15 protein-coding genes are annotated in these 14,865 nt (G+C 64.3%); 8 read left to right on the top strand and 7 right to left on the bottom strand.

Annotated features, from left to right (window positions below):
- Window positions 1-41: 41 nt before the first annotated feature.
- The gene (locus tag BN973_RS22580; protein ID WP_036472887.1) at window positions 42-827 is read right to left on the bottom strand and encodes an SDR family NAD(P)-dependent oxidoreductase; all 786 of its coding nucleotides are present in this window, start codon (window positions 825-827) and stop codon (window positions 42-44) included.
- Between BN973_RS22580 and BN973_RS22575 the strand changes: the two genes are divergently transcribed.
- Genes BN973_RS22575 through BN973_RS22565 form a run of 3 tightly spaced genes read left to right on the top strand, consistent with a single transcriptional unit; the run spans window position 826 to window position 3,960 of the window.
- Window positions 826-2,169, top strand: a complete 1,344-nt coding sequence (locus tag BN973_RS22575) for an acyl-CoA dehydrogenase family protein (RefSeq protein WP_232232126.1) — start codon at window positions 826-828, stop codon at window positions 2,167-2,169. The genes BN973_RS22580 and BN973_RS22575 overlap by 2 nt on opposite strands.
- Window positions 2,166-3,158 carry an acyl-CoA dehydrogenase family protein gene (locus BN973_RS22570; protein WP_036470962.1) on the top strand — a complete coding sequence of 331 codons (993 nt, stop codon included), beginning with the start codon at window positions 2,166-2,168 and terminating at the stop codon, window positions 3,156-3,158. The genes BN973_RS22575 and BN973_RS22570 overlap by 4 nt, the downstream gene beginning before the upstream one ends.
- A 37-nt stretch (window positions 3,159-3,195) precedes the next feature.
- On the top strand, window positions 3,196-3,960 hold the full coding sequence (locus BN973_RS22565; protein WP_036470961.1) for a crotonase/enoyl-CoA hydratase family protein: 765 nt from the start codon (window positions 3,196-3,198) through the stop codon (window positions 3,958-3,960).
- A 7-nt stretch (window positions 3,961-3,967) separates the two neighbouring features.
- On the opposite strand, the gene BN973_RS22560 is transcribed toward BN973_RS22565, so the two are convergent.
- From BN973_RS22560 to BN973_RS22545, 4 genes are all read right to left on the bottom strand, one after another.
- Window positions 3,968-4,246, bottom strand: a complete 279-nt coding sequence (locus BN973_RS22560) for a hypothetical protein (protein ID WP_051641415.1) — start codon at window positions 4,244-4,246, stop codon at window positions 3,968-3,970.
- Between the two features lie 94 nt (window positions 4,247-4,340).
- Window positions 4,341-5,081, bottom strand: a complete 741-nt coding sequence (locus BN973_RS22555) for a hypothetical protein (RefSeq protein ID WP_139830321.1) — start codon at window positions 5,079-5,081, stop codon at window positions 4,341-4,343.
- Between the two features lie 14 nt (window positions 5,082-5,095).
- Window positions 5,096-6,214, bottom strand: a complete 1,119-nt coding sequence (locus BN973_RS22550; RefSeq protein WP_036470959.1) for a phosphotransferase family protein — start codon at window positions 6,212-6,214, stop codon at window positions 5,096-5,098.
- A gap of 42 nt (window positions 6,215-6,256) precedes the next feature.
- Window positions 6,257-7,303: a DUF7064 domain-containing protein gene (locus BN973_RS22545; protein WP_036470958.1), complete on the bottom strand. Its 1,047-nt coding sequence runs from the start codon at window positions 7,301-7,303 to the stop codon at window positions 6,257-6,259.
- 198 nt (window positions 7,304-7,501) lie between these two features.
- Here BN973_RS22545 and BN973_RS22540 point away from each other — a divergent pair, with 198 nt between their 5' ends.
- A complete protein-coding gene (locus BN973_RS22540) occupies window positions 7,502-8,185 on the top strand; it encodes a TetR/AcrR family transcriptional regulator (protein ID WP_051641414.1) in 684 nt (227 codons plus the stop codon).
- Window positions 8,186-8,229: 44 nt separating this feature from the next.
- Here the strand turns inward: BN973_RS22540 and BN973_RS22535 are convergent, their stop codons facing one another.
- The gene (locus tag BN973_RS22535) at window positions 8,230-8,853 is read right to left on the bottom strand and encodes a TetR/AcrR family transcriptional regulator (RefSeq protein WP_036470956.1); all 624 of its coding nucleotides are present in this window, start codon (window positions 8,851-8,853) and stop codon (window positions 8,230-8,232) included.
- A gap of 68 nt (window positions 8,854-8,921) precedes the next feature.
- Between BN973_RS22535 and BN973_RS22530 the strand changes: the two genes are divergently transcribed.
- Both BN973_RS22530 and BN973_RS22525 read left to right on the top strand, forming a co-directional pair.
- Window positions 8,922-10,190, top strand: coding sequence for a hypothetical protein (locus BN973_RS22530; RefSeq protein WP_036470955.1), 1,269 nt, complete (start codon window positions 8,922-8,924; stop codon window positions 10,188-10,190).
- Window positions 10,187-11,443, top strand: a complete 1,257-nt coding sequence (locus BN973_RS22525; protein ID WP_036470954.1) for a sulfotransferase family protein — start codon at window positions 10,187-10,189, stop codon at window positions 11,441-11,443. Before BN973_RS22530 ends, BN973_RS22525 begins: the two co-directional genes overlap by 4 nt.
- 86 nt (window positions 11,444-11,529) lie before the next feature.
- On the opposite strand, the gene BN973_RS22520 is transcribed toward BN973_RS22525, so the two are convergent.
- A complete protein-coding gene (locus tag BN973_RS22520; protein WP_036470953.1) occupies window positions 11,530-13,128 on the bottom strand; it encodes a phytoene desaturase family protein in 1,599 nt (532 codons plus the stop codon).
- Between the two features lie 70 nt (window positions 13,129-13,198).
- Here BN973_RS22520 and BN973_RS22515 point away from each other — a divergent pair, with 70 nt between their 5' ends.
- The gene (locus BN973_RS22515; RefSeq protein WP_232232125.1) at window positions 13,199-13,825 is read left to right on the top strand and encodes a TetR/AcrR family transcriptional regulator; all 627 of its coding nucleotides are present in this window, start codon (window positions 13,199-13,201) and stop codon (window positions 13,823-13,825) included.
- A gap of 193 nt (window positions 13,826-14,018) precedes the next feature.
- The gene (locus BN973_RS22510) at window positions 14,019-14,834 is read left to right on the top strand and encodes a hypothetical protein (RefSeq protein ID WP_051641413.1); all 816 of its coding nucleotides are present in this window, start codon (window positions 14,019-14,021) and stop codon (window positions 14,832-14,834) included.
- Window positions 14,835-14,865 lie beyond the last annotated feature (31 nt).

Below are 14,865 nucleotides of genomic sequence, written 5' to 3'. Positions count from 1 at the left end.
CGACCGCGGTTAATCAAGCACTGTTTGTATAACCGGCGGCCTCAGCGGGGGAATTGCCCGTCGTCGACCTTCACGATGGTTCCGGTGACGAATTCTGACGCCGGTGCCGCGAGGTAGAGCAGCGTGCTGTCGAGTTGAGCCGGGTCGCCGATCCGCTTGCGGGGCAGGTCGTCTGTGAAGTCGCCGACGCGCGCGATCCGGCCCTCCATCATCTCGGTCATGAATGCACCCGGCGCGATCGCGTTGACGTTGATGCCATAGCGGACCCACTCGACCGCCAGCGCTTCGGTCATCCGGCTGACGGCCGCTTTGGTTATCGAGTACAGAGCGGCCCCGTCGCCCTGGTAGTGATAGGCCCCCATTGAGGAGAGGTTGATGATCCGGCCCGGCAACCCCGCAGCGATGAGCCGCCGGGCTACCTCGCACGTGAGTACGAACGGTCCGCGCAGGTTCGTATCGATGACCGCGTCGATCAACTCCAGCGACATGCGATGTGCCCGTTGAGCATCTGGAATCGCGGCATTGTTGACCAGAGTCGTTATGGTTCCGAACGCCTGCTCGGCGCGGTCCACTGCCTCGCTTAGTCCGGCGGGTTTCGACACGTCCATCTCCAGCGGTGCGCAGCGCTGGCCGCGCCCGCCGATCTCGGCGGCGACCTGCGCCAAGCGATCGAGCCGGCGACCGGCCACCACGACAGCCGCACCGGCGGCGGCGAGCACCGTGGCGAAGCGACGGCCGAGTCCGGCGGAGGCGCCCGTCACCAGCGCAACTTGACCACTGAGGTCCGTCGAGTCGTGGGGCAGTGGAAACCTGTTGGGTGGGTTCATGATGGGCACGGTCTCCAATTCGCTCGAAGCGCTCCGAACGTCGCCGCCGGTTGCCGACGACGCCCGCCCCCAGCCTAGTGGCTTTAGTTTTCCGCCATGCTCGGGGCGCGTGCTCCCCGGAACTGATTTGAGACGTCCAAACTCAAAATGTTATCGTGGTCTCCGTGCGCCACTCGGAAACGGGCCCGCGGGCATGACGGACACTGCCTCTATGGCGGAACATGACCTGCGAGCCGACGGCGATGCCACGCAGCGGCTCGCGGCGCTGCGTCAACAGGTGCGTGAGCTGACCGCTTCGTGGCTGGCGGCGGGGCGCTACACGCCGCGCAGCGACTGCTGGCTGCGCTCCTACGATCTGGAGTTCTCCCGCGAGCTTGCCGCGCGTGGGCTGATCGGTATCACCTGGCCGGTGGAATTCGGTGGCGGCGGACTCGACGCTCGCTCACGACTTGTGGTCACCGAGGAGCTGCTTCGTGCCGGAGCGCCGGTCGCGGCCCACTGGATCGCCGACCGTCAGATCGGTCCGGCGATCTTGCGCCACGGCACCCCTGAGCTGCAAAAGGAATTGCTGCCGGGCATCATCCGCGCTGACTACATCTTCTGCCTAGGCATGAGTGAGCCGGAGGCCGGCTCGGATCTGGCCGCAGTGCGTACGACCGCGAAGAAGGTTGACGGCGGCTGGTCGGTCACCGGCCGCAAGATATGGACCAGTGTTGCCCATCGGGCCACTCACGCCTATCTGTTGGCTCGCACGGATTCATCCGGCAAGAAGCACGAAGGCCTGTCGGAATTCGTCGTGGACATGTCCGCTACCGGGATCGACGTTTCGCCGATCGTGGACATGTCGGGCGAGCACCACTTCAACGAGGTCACCTTTACCGACGTCTTTGTCCCGCAGCATCGTCTGCTCGGGACCGAGGGAAACGGCTGGCGTCAGGTGATCGAGCAGCTGTCGTTCGAACGCGGTGGCCCCGAACGAGTGTTGAGCACCTACCCGCTTTTGGCCGAAGTCATCAGTCATCTGCGGGATAGCAGTGACGATCAGCACGACGTGGAGCTGGGCGCACTGGTCGCGCGCCTGGCCACGCTGCGGCGACAATGCTGGGAGATCGCCAACGCGATGGATGCGGGAGGCGCGCCTGTCGTGGAGGCGGCGAGTTTGAAGTATCTCGGCACCGAGTTCGAGAACGACGTCATCGAATTCGCCCGACGGGTGGGGTTGCCGAACTCACGCACCGACCCCTTGGCGGAAGCGCTGCTGGCGTCACCCGGGTTCACGCTTCGCGGCGGCGCCTCAGATGTCCTGCTTTCCATCGTGACCAAAAGCGAGATCAGGCCATGAGCGAATTCGCCCGCGAACTGACCGACCTCGTCGCCAACCTCGCAACGGACGCCGCTGACCCGGACGCAGTATGGGGCCAGGTTTGCGAACTGGGGCTCGCCGGAATTGGAATGCCCGAGGACAACGGCGGTTCGGGTGGGAGCCTGGCCGACCTGGTGGTCGTCGTTCGGGAGCTAGCACGCGCCGGACTGAACACTCCGATCGTCGAGGCGTCGACGACTGCGTTCGCCGTTGACTCCGTGACCGACGGAGAAGGTTTCGACACGATCGTCGTAGTTCCCGAGCTGGAGGTCTCGTCAAAAGCCGTCACCGCCAACCTAACTCAAGTGCCATTCGCCGACCGAGCCGCGGGGCTGGTCATCGTGACGGAATCATCGGTCGTGAGTGTCCCGCTGGCGGGTGAATCTGTCACCGTCGAGCCCGGACACGACATCGCCGGCTTGCCCGAGGCACGGGTAAACCTTGCCGGCGCCTCGGTCACGAACATATCGGGCGGACCCGGCGCCGCGCGGGTCATGGACCGACTGGCGCTTGCGCGCTCGGCCGCATTGCTCGGCACCGCTTGGGGGGCTTACGAACTCACCCGCAGGTATGTGACAGAGCGCGAGCAGTTCGGTGCACCGCTGGTAAAGATCCCCGCCGTGTCGACCGCGCTGGCGCAGATGGCGGTGCGGACCAGGTTCGCCCAGTCGGCGCTCGACCGGGCAACTTCGGCATGCGCGGATGCTCACACGCCCGAACCGCAGCGGTTCGGCGCGGTGTCGGCGGCTCGCATCGCCGCGGCCACCGCCGCCACCCTGGTGGCACGGACCTCGCACCAACTGCACGGAGCGGTCGGCATCACCGCGGAGTACGGCTTGCATCGTTACACCAGCAAGCTGTGGGCATTGCGGGACGCCGATCAGTCGGAATTCGCCTACTGCCGCCGGCTCGGGGCACGGGTGCGAGACGAAGGCGAAATTGAGCTGTGGGAAGGCATCTCGGCTTAACCGGCTTCGGTGCCGGCGAAACTTCAGGAGGCAAGCAATGACTGACACCGTTCTGGTGGATACGGCGGATCGAGTCATGGTCATCACGATCAACCGTCCGCAGGCCAAAAACGCGATCGACAGTTCTGTCGCCACCGGGATCGCCGCGGCGATCGACGACTTGGAAGCACGCGACGATCTCACGGCGGCCATTCTGACCGGTGCCGATGGAACATTCTGCGCCGGAATGGATCTCAAGGCCTTCCTGAGGGGCGAATCACCATCGATCCCGGGACGCGGCTTTGCCGGGCTTACCGAAAGTCCTCCGACGAAGCCCTTGATCGCGGCGGTGGAGGGCTGGGCCCTCGCTGGTGGCTGCGAGCTGGCTCTGACCGCGGACATCGTGGTGGCCAGCACCGCCGCCAAATTCGGTCTGCCCGAAGTCAAGCGAGGGCTGGTCGCCGCGGCGGGCGGGCTGCTGCGACTCCCGAAGGCGTTGCCCTACTCACTGGCCATGCTGACCGCATTGACGGGCGAACCGATCACTGCCCAAGACGCCGAGCGACACGGACTCGTCGCCGTGCTCACCGAGCCGGGTCAAGCGTTGGCAACGGCGCGCGAAGTCGCGGCCAAGATTGCCGCGAATGGGCCCCTGGCGGTCAAGGCGACGAAGAAGATCCTTGCGCATCAAAGCAACTGGACCGATCTCGCTGCGTTTGAGTGGCAACGTGAAATCACGTCACGGGTAAGGGAATCGGCCGACGCTAAGGAAGGCGCGTTGGCCTTCGCGGAGAAACGCCAACCACAGTGGCAAGGCAGGTAGAGAGGCCCTAACCGCCGCTTGGGCTGACACTGGGTTGCCCACCGGGCCCGCCCTGCCTGGTGTCGGATTGTGTGAAGGCGCTTTGCCCGTCGGCCAGCCCATTGGGATCTTGGGTCAGATCAATGTCGTGGTCGAGGTCGGGCACCATGGGGACCATGCGACAGATCGGGTTGAACATCGAGCGACAGGGGTCGTAGCCGGGATCCGCACCGGCGGGAACCGCGAGATACAGACCGGTCAGCACGCTGGCCAACACAACGATCCCGACCTTCCGCAAGGTGGGCATGACGCCTTCCTCCCCGTCGTCTCAGGCCGACCTTCTCCAGGAGATCGGGCCAGTATATTGAGACGTCAAATCTCACACAACCCCGTGGTGCGTGCTACGTCGACGTGGTTTCGTGGGTCAGCGACTCGTGGCCGGGGGCATCGGCGCCCGCCTGAGTTTCGCGTTCTTCGGAGTTGATGGCCTTGATGAGCCAGACCGTGTTAACAATGAATAGCGCGGTAAACACCGTCGCAGGCATCCAGAAAACGAACAGTCCATTCCAGGCGAACGGGCCGGATTTGAAGAACGGCAGCACGGTCGCGGGCGTGAACATCAGCTCGACCCAGATGTTGAAATACGCCAGCCACCGCGGGAACAACGGCTGCGGCCTCGGATCGGACAAGATCGCGAAGGCAAAGGAGAAGTACTGGGGCATGAACGGCGTCCACGGCATCACCAGCAGGATCCAGCTCATGTCGTTGAGCAGCAGGGTCGCGTCGGGTGAACGATCGGGACGGAACGCGGTGACCGCGAACATCAGCGCTGGCACCAAAAATGTCACGCCGGCGAACGCCCCAGCGGCCAGCGACGCGTTGACGACGGTGGGGTGCACCCCGGGGATCCGCCGCATCTGCCCGGATATCACCGCGGTGAACCATACGTAGAACATCGAGCTGAGGAAGATCAGCCCCGCGCCCAGCCGGATGCCGCTGGTGTGAGCCTGGTAGTGCGCCGCGATTTGCGTCGCGGACATGCCCGGGGACAGCGGCGGTATGAATCCGGCGGCGACGAAGCCGCCGAAGAACAGCAGCACGCAGATGATGCCGCTGAATGCACAGAACCGCTGAAAAGCCATCTGGGCGTTCACATCTACTGCCCTCGATTCCCGATGAAGCTCGTCGTTGCCCCGGTGGGCGCCGGGAGGTCCAGCAGCTTCGCGACCAGCTGGCTTGCCGGATTGCTCTGTGCCATTGGGGAGTCCGGTGGCAGCAGGCCCGCGCCGATCATCATGTGCGCGGCGCGGACCATCAGGATGGACAGCCGGGTGCCGGCCATGACCTCGTAGTAGTCGAGGTTGCGCACCGTGTGGCCCGTGATCCGCTGGTAGTAGTCGATGGTCTCGGCGTGGTCGGGGATGCCTTCCGGCAGTGGGAGGCCGACACCCTCGGTGTGGTGGCGCATCAAGAACAACCACCAGCCGAGCTCTTGTTCGCGGGTGGCCAGCACCAACATCTCCCAGTCGAGCACTCCTGCGGGGGCAAGCTCGTCGGAGAAAATGATGTTGCCCACCCGGGCATCGCCCCAATTCAGCACCTTGGGTTCATCGTCGGCCGGACGGTTCTCGTCCAGCCAGCGCAGTGCCGCCTCGATGGTCGGGTTCGGCTCACCCTCGGCGGCCCACTCGAACGTGCGTCGCCATTGAGCCAGACCCGCGTCCAGCCCGCTGTGGTTCTCGGGGGTGTCGAGGAAGTCCAGCCCGACGGCGCGCCAGTCGACGCTGTGGATCTGCGCGAGCACGTCAAGGCTGTTGTGCCACATCTGACGTCGTTGGTCCGGTGTCAGGTCCAGCACCCAGCCGGCCGCGGTGAACGGCGGGTCGTCGGCGGGGATACGGCCGTCGATCCGCTGCATCACCAGAAACGGCGCACCGAACACTGCGGGATCGTCTTCGAAGAAGTACACCTGGGGCACCGGCACCGACGAATGGTTGGCAAGCGCCGTGATGACTGCGGCTTCCTTCGCCAGATCGTAGTCGGGAAAGACGCCGGGGCCGTCGGGTTGCACGCGGGCGACCATGCCACGGGTCTGCTCCCCGTCGGCGTCGCGCCAATTCGCGGTAAACAGGACTGTCTCGTTGGAGAGCCCGCCCGCGCCGGGCACGGACACATCGGTCACGGTTACGTCGTGGGTGTCAGGCTGTTTCGATGCCAGCCAATCAGCTAGCCGCTTGGCGGCCAGCTCGGTGTCGATGATGTTCTTCAGGGCCATCGCTTGCTCCTCTTTGAGTCAATATGCCTGCGAGACAATGCTTTATGAGTGCGCGGATGCCAACGCCCGGCGCTTCATCATCTGTTGATATTTGTCGAACCAAATCTCTTGATACGTCGCATGAGTGGTTCGGCCCTGTTCGTCCGTCCAGCGATACACGCTGTCGTGGAACGAGGTGTTGGGCCAGGCCGGCAGCGACGCACACGCAATGGCCTCACCCTGGAATCGGTAGACCTCACCGTTCTCGTCCTCGGCGGTGATCTCTTGACGGGTGGGCAGATGGATGCGCGGGTGATATTCAAAGACGTTGCGGCGCACCCATTTGATCGAGCGGGTCTGTTCACCGCGCTGAATCCAGGCGTAGTGGTGGGATGGGCGATCACCGACGTCGTAGAGCCCCGCCCACGCGGGATCGGTGTCCAATGGCTCGAAACTGATTTGGTTGAAGATGAGATCGGGGCCGAAGTACATCGGAGACCAGCCGACGGGCGGAACCGGCACTGCGCCACGGCGTTCCACCCGGATCTGGCGCCACGAGCGGTCGCGTGGCGCGTAGCAGTCGACCGGGTAGGTCGTACCCTCGAGCACCAATTCGCCGGTCATGTGCATGAACTGCTCGGTGCCGCCCGGCTCGCGCGCCACGTCGTGGTGGTCTTCCTCGCCCGGCATGACATGGCCCCGGGCCAGCAACGGGGTCACGGCTTCGGCGAGGACGTCGACCGAGGTGGCTCCGTCACCGCTGCGGTAGGTGATCCGGGCGGTCCGGCCCGGTTCAACGAAGTCGATGCGCAGGCCGTTGTCGGTCGTGATCGTGTTGCCCTCGATTCGCGGCCACGGCATCGTGACCTCGTAATCGAGGAAAGCCATATCGGTGTGTTCGACGTTGTCGGTGCCCTGGAAGATGCAAACCCCGCCCTGCGACAGCGGGAACGCCGGCTGGTAGCGCACGTAGAGGAACGCGCCGATCGCCGCTTCGGGAACGCTGAAGCCAAAGTAATGGGTGTGGATCAGATGCGGATCCCACCGTTCGCCATCCGCCGGCATCGGCAGCAGCAGATCGGTGTCTCCGGAATGTGTGGCCAGCGCCATGCCCGCTTTTGCTCCTATGCCTCGATAGTTTCGGAAATTGCCGGCGCCGCGGGAGATCCCGACATCGCGTTGGGCTCCTGCCGCACCGTCCCCGGACCCGGGTGCGTCGGCTCGCCGTGACCGAGCATCGTCACCATCGCCGCTCCGTCAGCTGTGAGCCAGTTCACCCCCGTGCGGCTAAACTAACATCAGATGAATATGATTTCAAGAGTGAACCTTAATTCATCCGGTAATAATCCGGGGGTGAAGTCCGAGGCCGAGGCCAAGCCCGCGACGCGCGTCGAGCGTCAGCGGCTACGCACCCGGCGCCTGCTGCTGGACGCCGGCCGAACGCTGATCGCCGCCAAAGGGGTTGGCAGCCTGCGCATCCAGGACATCACCGAACAGGCCGACGTCGCGCTGGGTTCCTTTTACAACTACTTCCAGTCCAAGGAGGAGCTCCTTGAGGCGGTCATCACCGAGAGCCTGTCCGACCTGACGTCGGCGATCATCACCAATGTCGACGACGACACCGACCCGGCCGAGGTCGTGGCACTGGCCAACCTTCGCGTCATTCGACTTGCCTACGACGAACCCGACTTTGCCCGCCTGATCGTCAACATCGGACACTCCGAAGCCCTGTTCGGCGACGCCGTCCACAACCCCGCGCGCATCGCCGTCGAGCGCGGAATCGCAAGTGGCCGTTTCGTTGTCGCCGATATCGAGGTGTTGCTCACCGCGGTGATCGGCGGCGCGTTTTCGCTGATCCGGGAGATCCTCAACGGTCGCCACGGTGCGAACGCGCACGAGGCTTTCGCCCGCCACGTGCTGGCGTCACTCGGGGTGCCGCCCGGGGAGGCTGAAGCGATCGTGAGCGCCGCGGTCGCTGGAGAACGGGCTTAGACCCGCTGCGTCACCGAGCTGGGGGACATCGCGTCTACTCCCGACTACTCATGCTCCTCACCGGTTCCGTAAATCAGCCGCCAGCCGACCTCCGAGATTGACCGAGCGAACTTCTTGTCGGCCGAAGCAGGCATGCTGGCGATGTGCTGGGCGGTGAGCCGCTCGAACCCATAAACGATGAAATTTGCGACCATCTGCGCATCGAGGTCCTTGGGCACCGAACCCGCTCGTTGCCCGTTGCTGATCCGCTCTTTCATGACGGCGACGACGGCCTTCATGCGGTCGTCCCAGATCGCGGCCAGGTCCGGTTGGTACGCGGCAGCTTCGAAGTATGCGCGAAGAAGCGGAGCGTGTTCGCGCCAGACCCGCACCGTGTTCCGGTGGGCGGCGAACATGGATTCCCGTCCACCGGTGCCCGCGGCCCATTCGCACGCCGTATCGAACAGGTCGGCGGTCGCGTCGGCGACGACCCTGCGCAACAGGTCGGTCTTGTCGGCGAAGTTTTTGTAGAACGCCGAGCGCGCGACACCGGCCTCCTCGCAGATCCGTTGGACGCCCAGGCTGGTGACGCTCTCCCCGGCTGACAGGCAGCGCACGGTCGCGTCGATGACGTCCCGGGTAACACCGTTGCGGCGGGTCCGGCCGCTGGGAACCTTGCGTGTTGGCACTCGCAAATTTTATCCTTCTTGATGAATTAATGGACATTGTGTCTCTTTAAAGTTTAAGGTGGGCAGCTATGATCCCAACGTCCGTAGGCAACCCACTGGCCACCGCCGAACAACGCGACGGCGAAGCACTTGCCATGCGCGCGTTGGAATCTAGTGCGGTAATGCAAGCTCGCGAGCTCGTCGCGATGCGCTGGAAGACGCTCGCCGGGCGGTCGGCTCCGCAGGAGGCTTGGGGACCCCGGTTCGACGAACTGATCGAGGAATTCGCGTTCAACTACTGCCTCAAAGCGGCGGCCGGCGATGCCAACTACCCGATCGTGTTGGGGATGCACTATTGCCCGCCCCATGAGTGGTTCGGCACGAAAGTGCCCGGGTCACGCGGCTCGGGGGGTGATGGACCCGACCAGCACTACGTGTTGGTTCCGGTGAGTTATGGCGCGCACTATGAAATCGAGGGCCAACGTTTCGACCCGGTTCCGGCCGACATTCCTTTGACCGTCATCGGAAATCCGTCAATCACAATGACATTGGGCAGCCTGGACCTATTGAGCATCAAGGTTGGCGACGACGGCCGCTACCGGTTGACTGTTGGGCCTGAACCGGCGAATGGCGATCCCAACCACGTACAAGTTCCGCCGGGCGCTTTGTACCTATTCAATCGGGAGTGCCGATCCGACTGGCGCCAGGTGCCCAGCAGCTGGACCGTCCGCAGGCTCGACGCCCCGAGTGCGCCGCAGTGGACCGAGGCACAGGTGGCCGCCCGTGCAGCATCGATGATGGTCGAGGACGTACCGCCCATGTACTGGTTCCTCAGCATCTATGCGGGCATGGAACCCAATACCGTGTCCCCGTTGTTCAACACCGGCCGGGTCGGCGGGCTTGTCTCGCAGACAATCATGTTCGCGCGCCTGCTGGTCGACGAATCGCATGCCTTCGTCTTTACCATCGGCCCCGGTGACGCGCCGTATCGCAACATCGTGCTGCACGACTACTGGTTTCGCACCATCGACTATTGGGAGCGGCAGAGCTGCCTGAACAACGGGCAATCGGTGCCTAATCCGGACGGCTCGGTCACTTATGTTGTCGCTCAAGAAGATCCAGGAGTAGCCAACTGGCTGGATCCCTGCGGCTACTCCCATCTGCTGGTGGTCAACCGCTGGCAGGGTATGCGCGGCGGGCCCGAGCCCACCGCAGACGGCTGGCTTGTCCCGCTAGCGGACCTGGAATCCGCGCTGCCCGGCGACATCCCACGCGTGACGCCCGAACAACGAGCCGAGCAATTACGCGAGCGTCGGGAGACCTTCCTGCTGCGCTTCACGGACGGAGCAACATCATGAGCGAACGCACCACGCAATGGGAGCCACCGGCACGCCCCGAGTGGGTTCAGCGCATCAACGAAGAGGGTGCGCACATGAACATCAAAGGTGTTGTCCCGCTTGATCCCGAGTCGTTGATCTCCGCGGCCCAACGAACCACGGGTCTCGCCGACTTCGGCGATGAACACTGGCGCGAGCCCTTCGAGATCTTGTGCAGGTCGATGGAAGAGGAGGCCAACCTCAACCTAATGGGCAGGCTGCGCACCCGCTCCGAGTTGTTGCAGTTGCTCGAGGGACGGTTGCAGATCGAGGATTGGTACACCCGGCACCCCGAAATCGATGAAGAAGTGATCAGCGAGCCCATCTTTGTCATCGGACAGGGTCGCTCGGGAACGACGATGCTGGTCAATATCCTCGACCGTCATCCGGACAACTGTGCGCCGAAACACTGGGAGATCATCTTCCCGTGTCCGCCACCGGAGGCGGCCACCTATGAGACCGATCCGCGAATCGAGCGCGGACACTTTCTGATAGACCAATGGAACCGGGTTACGCCGACGATCGCGTCCATGCACGAGTTCGCGGGCCGGCTGCCCATGGAGTGCTGCCAGATTCTCGGATTTGGGTTTCGCTCTTCCACATGGTTTGACAGCCTCGGCCAGGTACCCAGTTACCAGGCCTGGTTGGCCGGTCAGGATGTACGGATTGGGTTGGCGTATCACAAGCGGGTCCTCAAGCTGCTGCAGTGGCGCAATCCGCGGAAGCACTGGATCCTCAAGGACCCCATGCACCTTGACCGCATTCCCGCGATGCTGGAGGTCTACCCCGACGCCCGATTCGTTTGGCCCCATCGTGATCCGACTCGGGCGTTGGCATCGGCGGTCAGCTTGCTCGGGACCGTGCAATGGGGGCGGACGGACTATCCGTTCCAGTTCGGTGCGTTTGACTACGTCACCGACGCCAACCTCTCGGCAACGCGTTTCAATGCCGTCATCGATCAGATCGATTCCGGCGCCATCCCCAAAGACCGCCTGTATCACATGCTGTACGCCGACCTGGTCGACGATCCGATCGCGGCGATCGCGGCGATGTACGGTGCGTTCGGGCTCGAGCTGACCGAGGCGGGCCGCGCGGAGATGCAACGTTACGTCGACGCCAACCCCAGGGGTGCGCGTCCGGTGCACAAGATCAACCTCGGCAGTGATGAGATGAACTCTCGCGACCGGATCGCATTCGCGCGGTACCAAGAGTACTTCGCGATTCCGTTCGAGTAACCGCGCGAGCGTAAGCGCATGGCGAGAAATCGCGCGGAAGTTCGCCGTGCGCTTACGCTCGCGGCGCGGTCACGCCTGGGATGGCGTCAGCGCTTCTTCTGGTCGCGCATGGCGGTCTGGGCGGCGAGCTTGCCGGGCAGTGCGCACACCCCGCCGACCGGGTGAGTACCCGCTCCGCTGAGGTAGAGGCCCTTCACCGGCGTGCGATAGCCGGCCAGCCCGGCCGCGGGCTTCAGCGGCCCGAACCGTGAGATCAGTGGGTCGACGTGGTAGACATTGCCCGCCGGGGCATTGAATCTCGCTTCGAGATCGGGCCCTCCGAGCACCGCCCGATCGATCTCGAGTTTGTCCAGTCCGCCGTAATACTGTGCGGAATCCCGCAATACGGCGTCGCCGACCTTGTCGCGCACATCGTCCCATGGCTCCTCGGGTGTCACCGGGATAACGCCCGACCACAGCCACAGGTTGTCACGCCCGTCGGGCGCCTGGGTGGGATCCACCGCGGTGGGGATGATGGCGCAGCTCACCGGAACCGGGTCCGGCCACTGACCGCGAACCACGGCGTTCCAGGCGTCGTCCTGTTCCTTCAGGGTGTGCCACGCAATCAGGTACTTGCGCAGGTCCAGACCGTCGCCGCGCCAGTCCTCGTGCTTCTTCATCGTGACGCGGCCCTCGAGGGCGACGTTGATCTTGAGCGACGTCGCGTGTGTCTTGCGGATCGGGATGTCCTTGGCGCGCGCCGTCAGTTTGGTGTCCAGCGTGCCCGGCGGCAGCAGCTCGTTGAGCGTCACGACGGGGTTGCAGGTAGTCAGGACACCGATACGGGCTCCGACGAATTGGCCGGATTCGAGGCGGACGCCCGTGACCCGGTCGTTGGAGACGACGAGCTGCTCCACCCGGCGGTCGGTGTGCACGGTGCCGCCGTGCGCGGTCAGACAACGGTGCAGGGCGGCGGGTAGCGCGCCGGTGCCGCCGACCGGCATCGCGTTCGAAACCTTTTGCACGACACCGAGATAGATCATCGCCCAGGCGGTCATGTCCAGGCGCATCTGGGAGAACGCGGCCATGGCTGCCAGCGCGCCCTTGGGCAACTCGGTTTCGAACGTCTCCTCGAGGAACTCGGTGTGCGACGCGGTCAGCATGTTCCGCAGTCCCACCACTTGTTTCAGGTGGCGGGCGGCGCCGAATAGCGAGCCGGCCATCTCGCGGTTGAACGGCCGCAGCGGGTGCGACTTCATATAGGCAACGACCACGTCCATGATCGGAGCCAACGCGTTGGCCATGTCCAGCCAGGCTCGAGCATCCTTGGGCGAGAAGCGGCGCAGCTCGTCCGCGGTGCGGCTGGCGTCCTTCCAGATCGCCAGGGAGCTTCCGTCCGGGGCCAACTGCACGTGCGCGGGATCCACCGAGATCTGCCGCAGTCCGTACTTCTGCAGTTCGAGTTCCTCGGCGACTCCCGAGACCCGGAAGATTCCGGTCAGCTGGATTGCGCCCTCGTTGAAGTAGTGGCCGGGGGCCTTGGACAGCGTGGCGTTGGTGGAGGTCATACCGCCGACGGTGGGCGATGCTTCGAGCACGGCCACGCTATGCCCGGCACGGGCCAGGTAGCACGCCGCGGTCAACCCGTTGTGTCCTGCTCCGATGATCAGGTAGTCGGCTTCGGTGGGCAGGGTGTCTTGCGTCATAACTGTGATCCTGATCGAACTCGATTGCAAAATCAAGATTGAGATCATGATCGAATGCGATACTGCTCTCGTGACACTTCCCGCTGCCCCGATGGGACGCCGCGATCGCCGCAAGGCCGAAGCCCGGCAACGGCTGCTGAACGCCGCCCACCGGCTGATTGCCGAGAACGGTGTGGCAGACCTGCGCATTGGCGACGTCACCGATCACGCCGACCTGGGTTTCGGCACCTTTTACACCTACTTTCCGTCCAAGGACGCGCTGATTGAGGCGGTCGTGGCCGAAGTGCTCGCCGGCCTGGCGGCGAGCATCGGTGCGGATGCGCTCGAGTTCGCCGACCCGGCCGAGGCGGCGGCGGTGTCCTATCGGCGCTTCATTCGGTTCAGCCGGGACGAGCCTGAGTTGGCGCGGGTGCTGGTCGAACTCGACCGAGTCAATGCGATCTTCGAGAGCGCGGTGGCGCCCTGGGCGATGGAGACGCTGTCGCGCGGCCGGTCATCGGGCCGATTCGCGATCGACGATCTCGACCTCGCGCTCACCTCGATCGTGGGTGCCGCATTGGCCGCCATGCGGGCGATTTTGGCCGACCGGATCCCGTCGGGCCCGAAGACCGAGTCGCGCGGCGCGGAGATGATGCTGCGTGGGTTCGGCGTCGACCCGGCCTCCGCGCGAGAGATCGCCCGCCGAAAACTGCCGTAACCGGCCGGTCACCGTTGGCCAATCGGCTATCGAGTGCCCGCATACCACAAGGGATTTCGGATCTACCCACACCTCATTCGGAGCAGCGGCACCTGTTTTGAATGCAAGTTCACTATTGAAAGTAGGTTCATTCTGGGCTAGTTTTGCCATCACCGGATCGGCCTGGCGGCCCGACCGTAAGGAGTGACTCGTCATGGCACTGCAGCACGACGTCGACCGCGAGACTGCCGGAGCGGATGCGATGGCGAAATCCACTGAGGCAGGCAGAATTTCGCGATCATCGACGACCGGTGTCCAGCGAACGTTCCAGCGGGCGTGCGCTTTCAGTGGCATCGTCTGCCCGTTGCTGTTCTTCGGGGGACTGCTGTCGTGCAGGTTCCTGCCGCCCCTGCGGCCCAGTGCGTCGGCGATCGAGATCGCTGCGCACTACCAGCAGCACGCGACCGGAATCCGGTTTGGTGCGGCGCTGATTCTTCTCGCATCGATGTTCTACATCGCCTACTCCGGTGCGATTTACGGTCAAATCCGCCGCATCCCGGGTTCCGGCCACACCGCGGCGGGCGTCGCCCTGGCCGGTGGTGCGGTGGCGGCGGTGACGTTCATGATTCCGGCGATGCTGTGGGCGGTCACCGCGTTTCGGCCCGATCGGTCACCGGAGACCACGCAGACGCTGAACGACATGGCCTGGTTCATCGTGGTGATGCCGTGGGCGCCGTTCATGGCGCAGAACTTCGCATTCGCGTTCGCGATCCTCACCGACTCCCGAGACAGACCCCTGTTTCCGCGTTGGCTTGGCTACCTGAACATATGGGCCACCCTCGTTTACACACCAGCAATCGTGTTGCAGTTCTTCAAAAATGGTCCGTTCGCGTGGAACGGTATCTTCGTGTTCTGGTTGCCGGCGGTGGTCTTCGGCATTCAGTTCGTCGCGAACACCGTCTGGCTGCTCAAAGCGGTGACCCACCCAACCTCCGCGGGCGGCGACCACGGCGACCGCGATACCGCCTGACAATAATGACCGACGCGCGGCTGCAGCGGAT

The sequence above is a fragment of the Mycobacterium triplex genome, from assembly GCF_000689255.1.
Classification (GTDB): Bacteria; Actinomycetota; Actinomycetes; order Mycobacteriales; family Mycobacteriaceae; genus Mycobacterium; species Mycobacterium triplex.
Note: the sequence above shows the minus strand (reverse complement) of the source record. Positions and strands in the feature narration are given on the sequence as shown.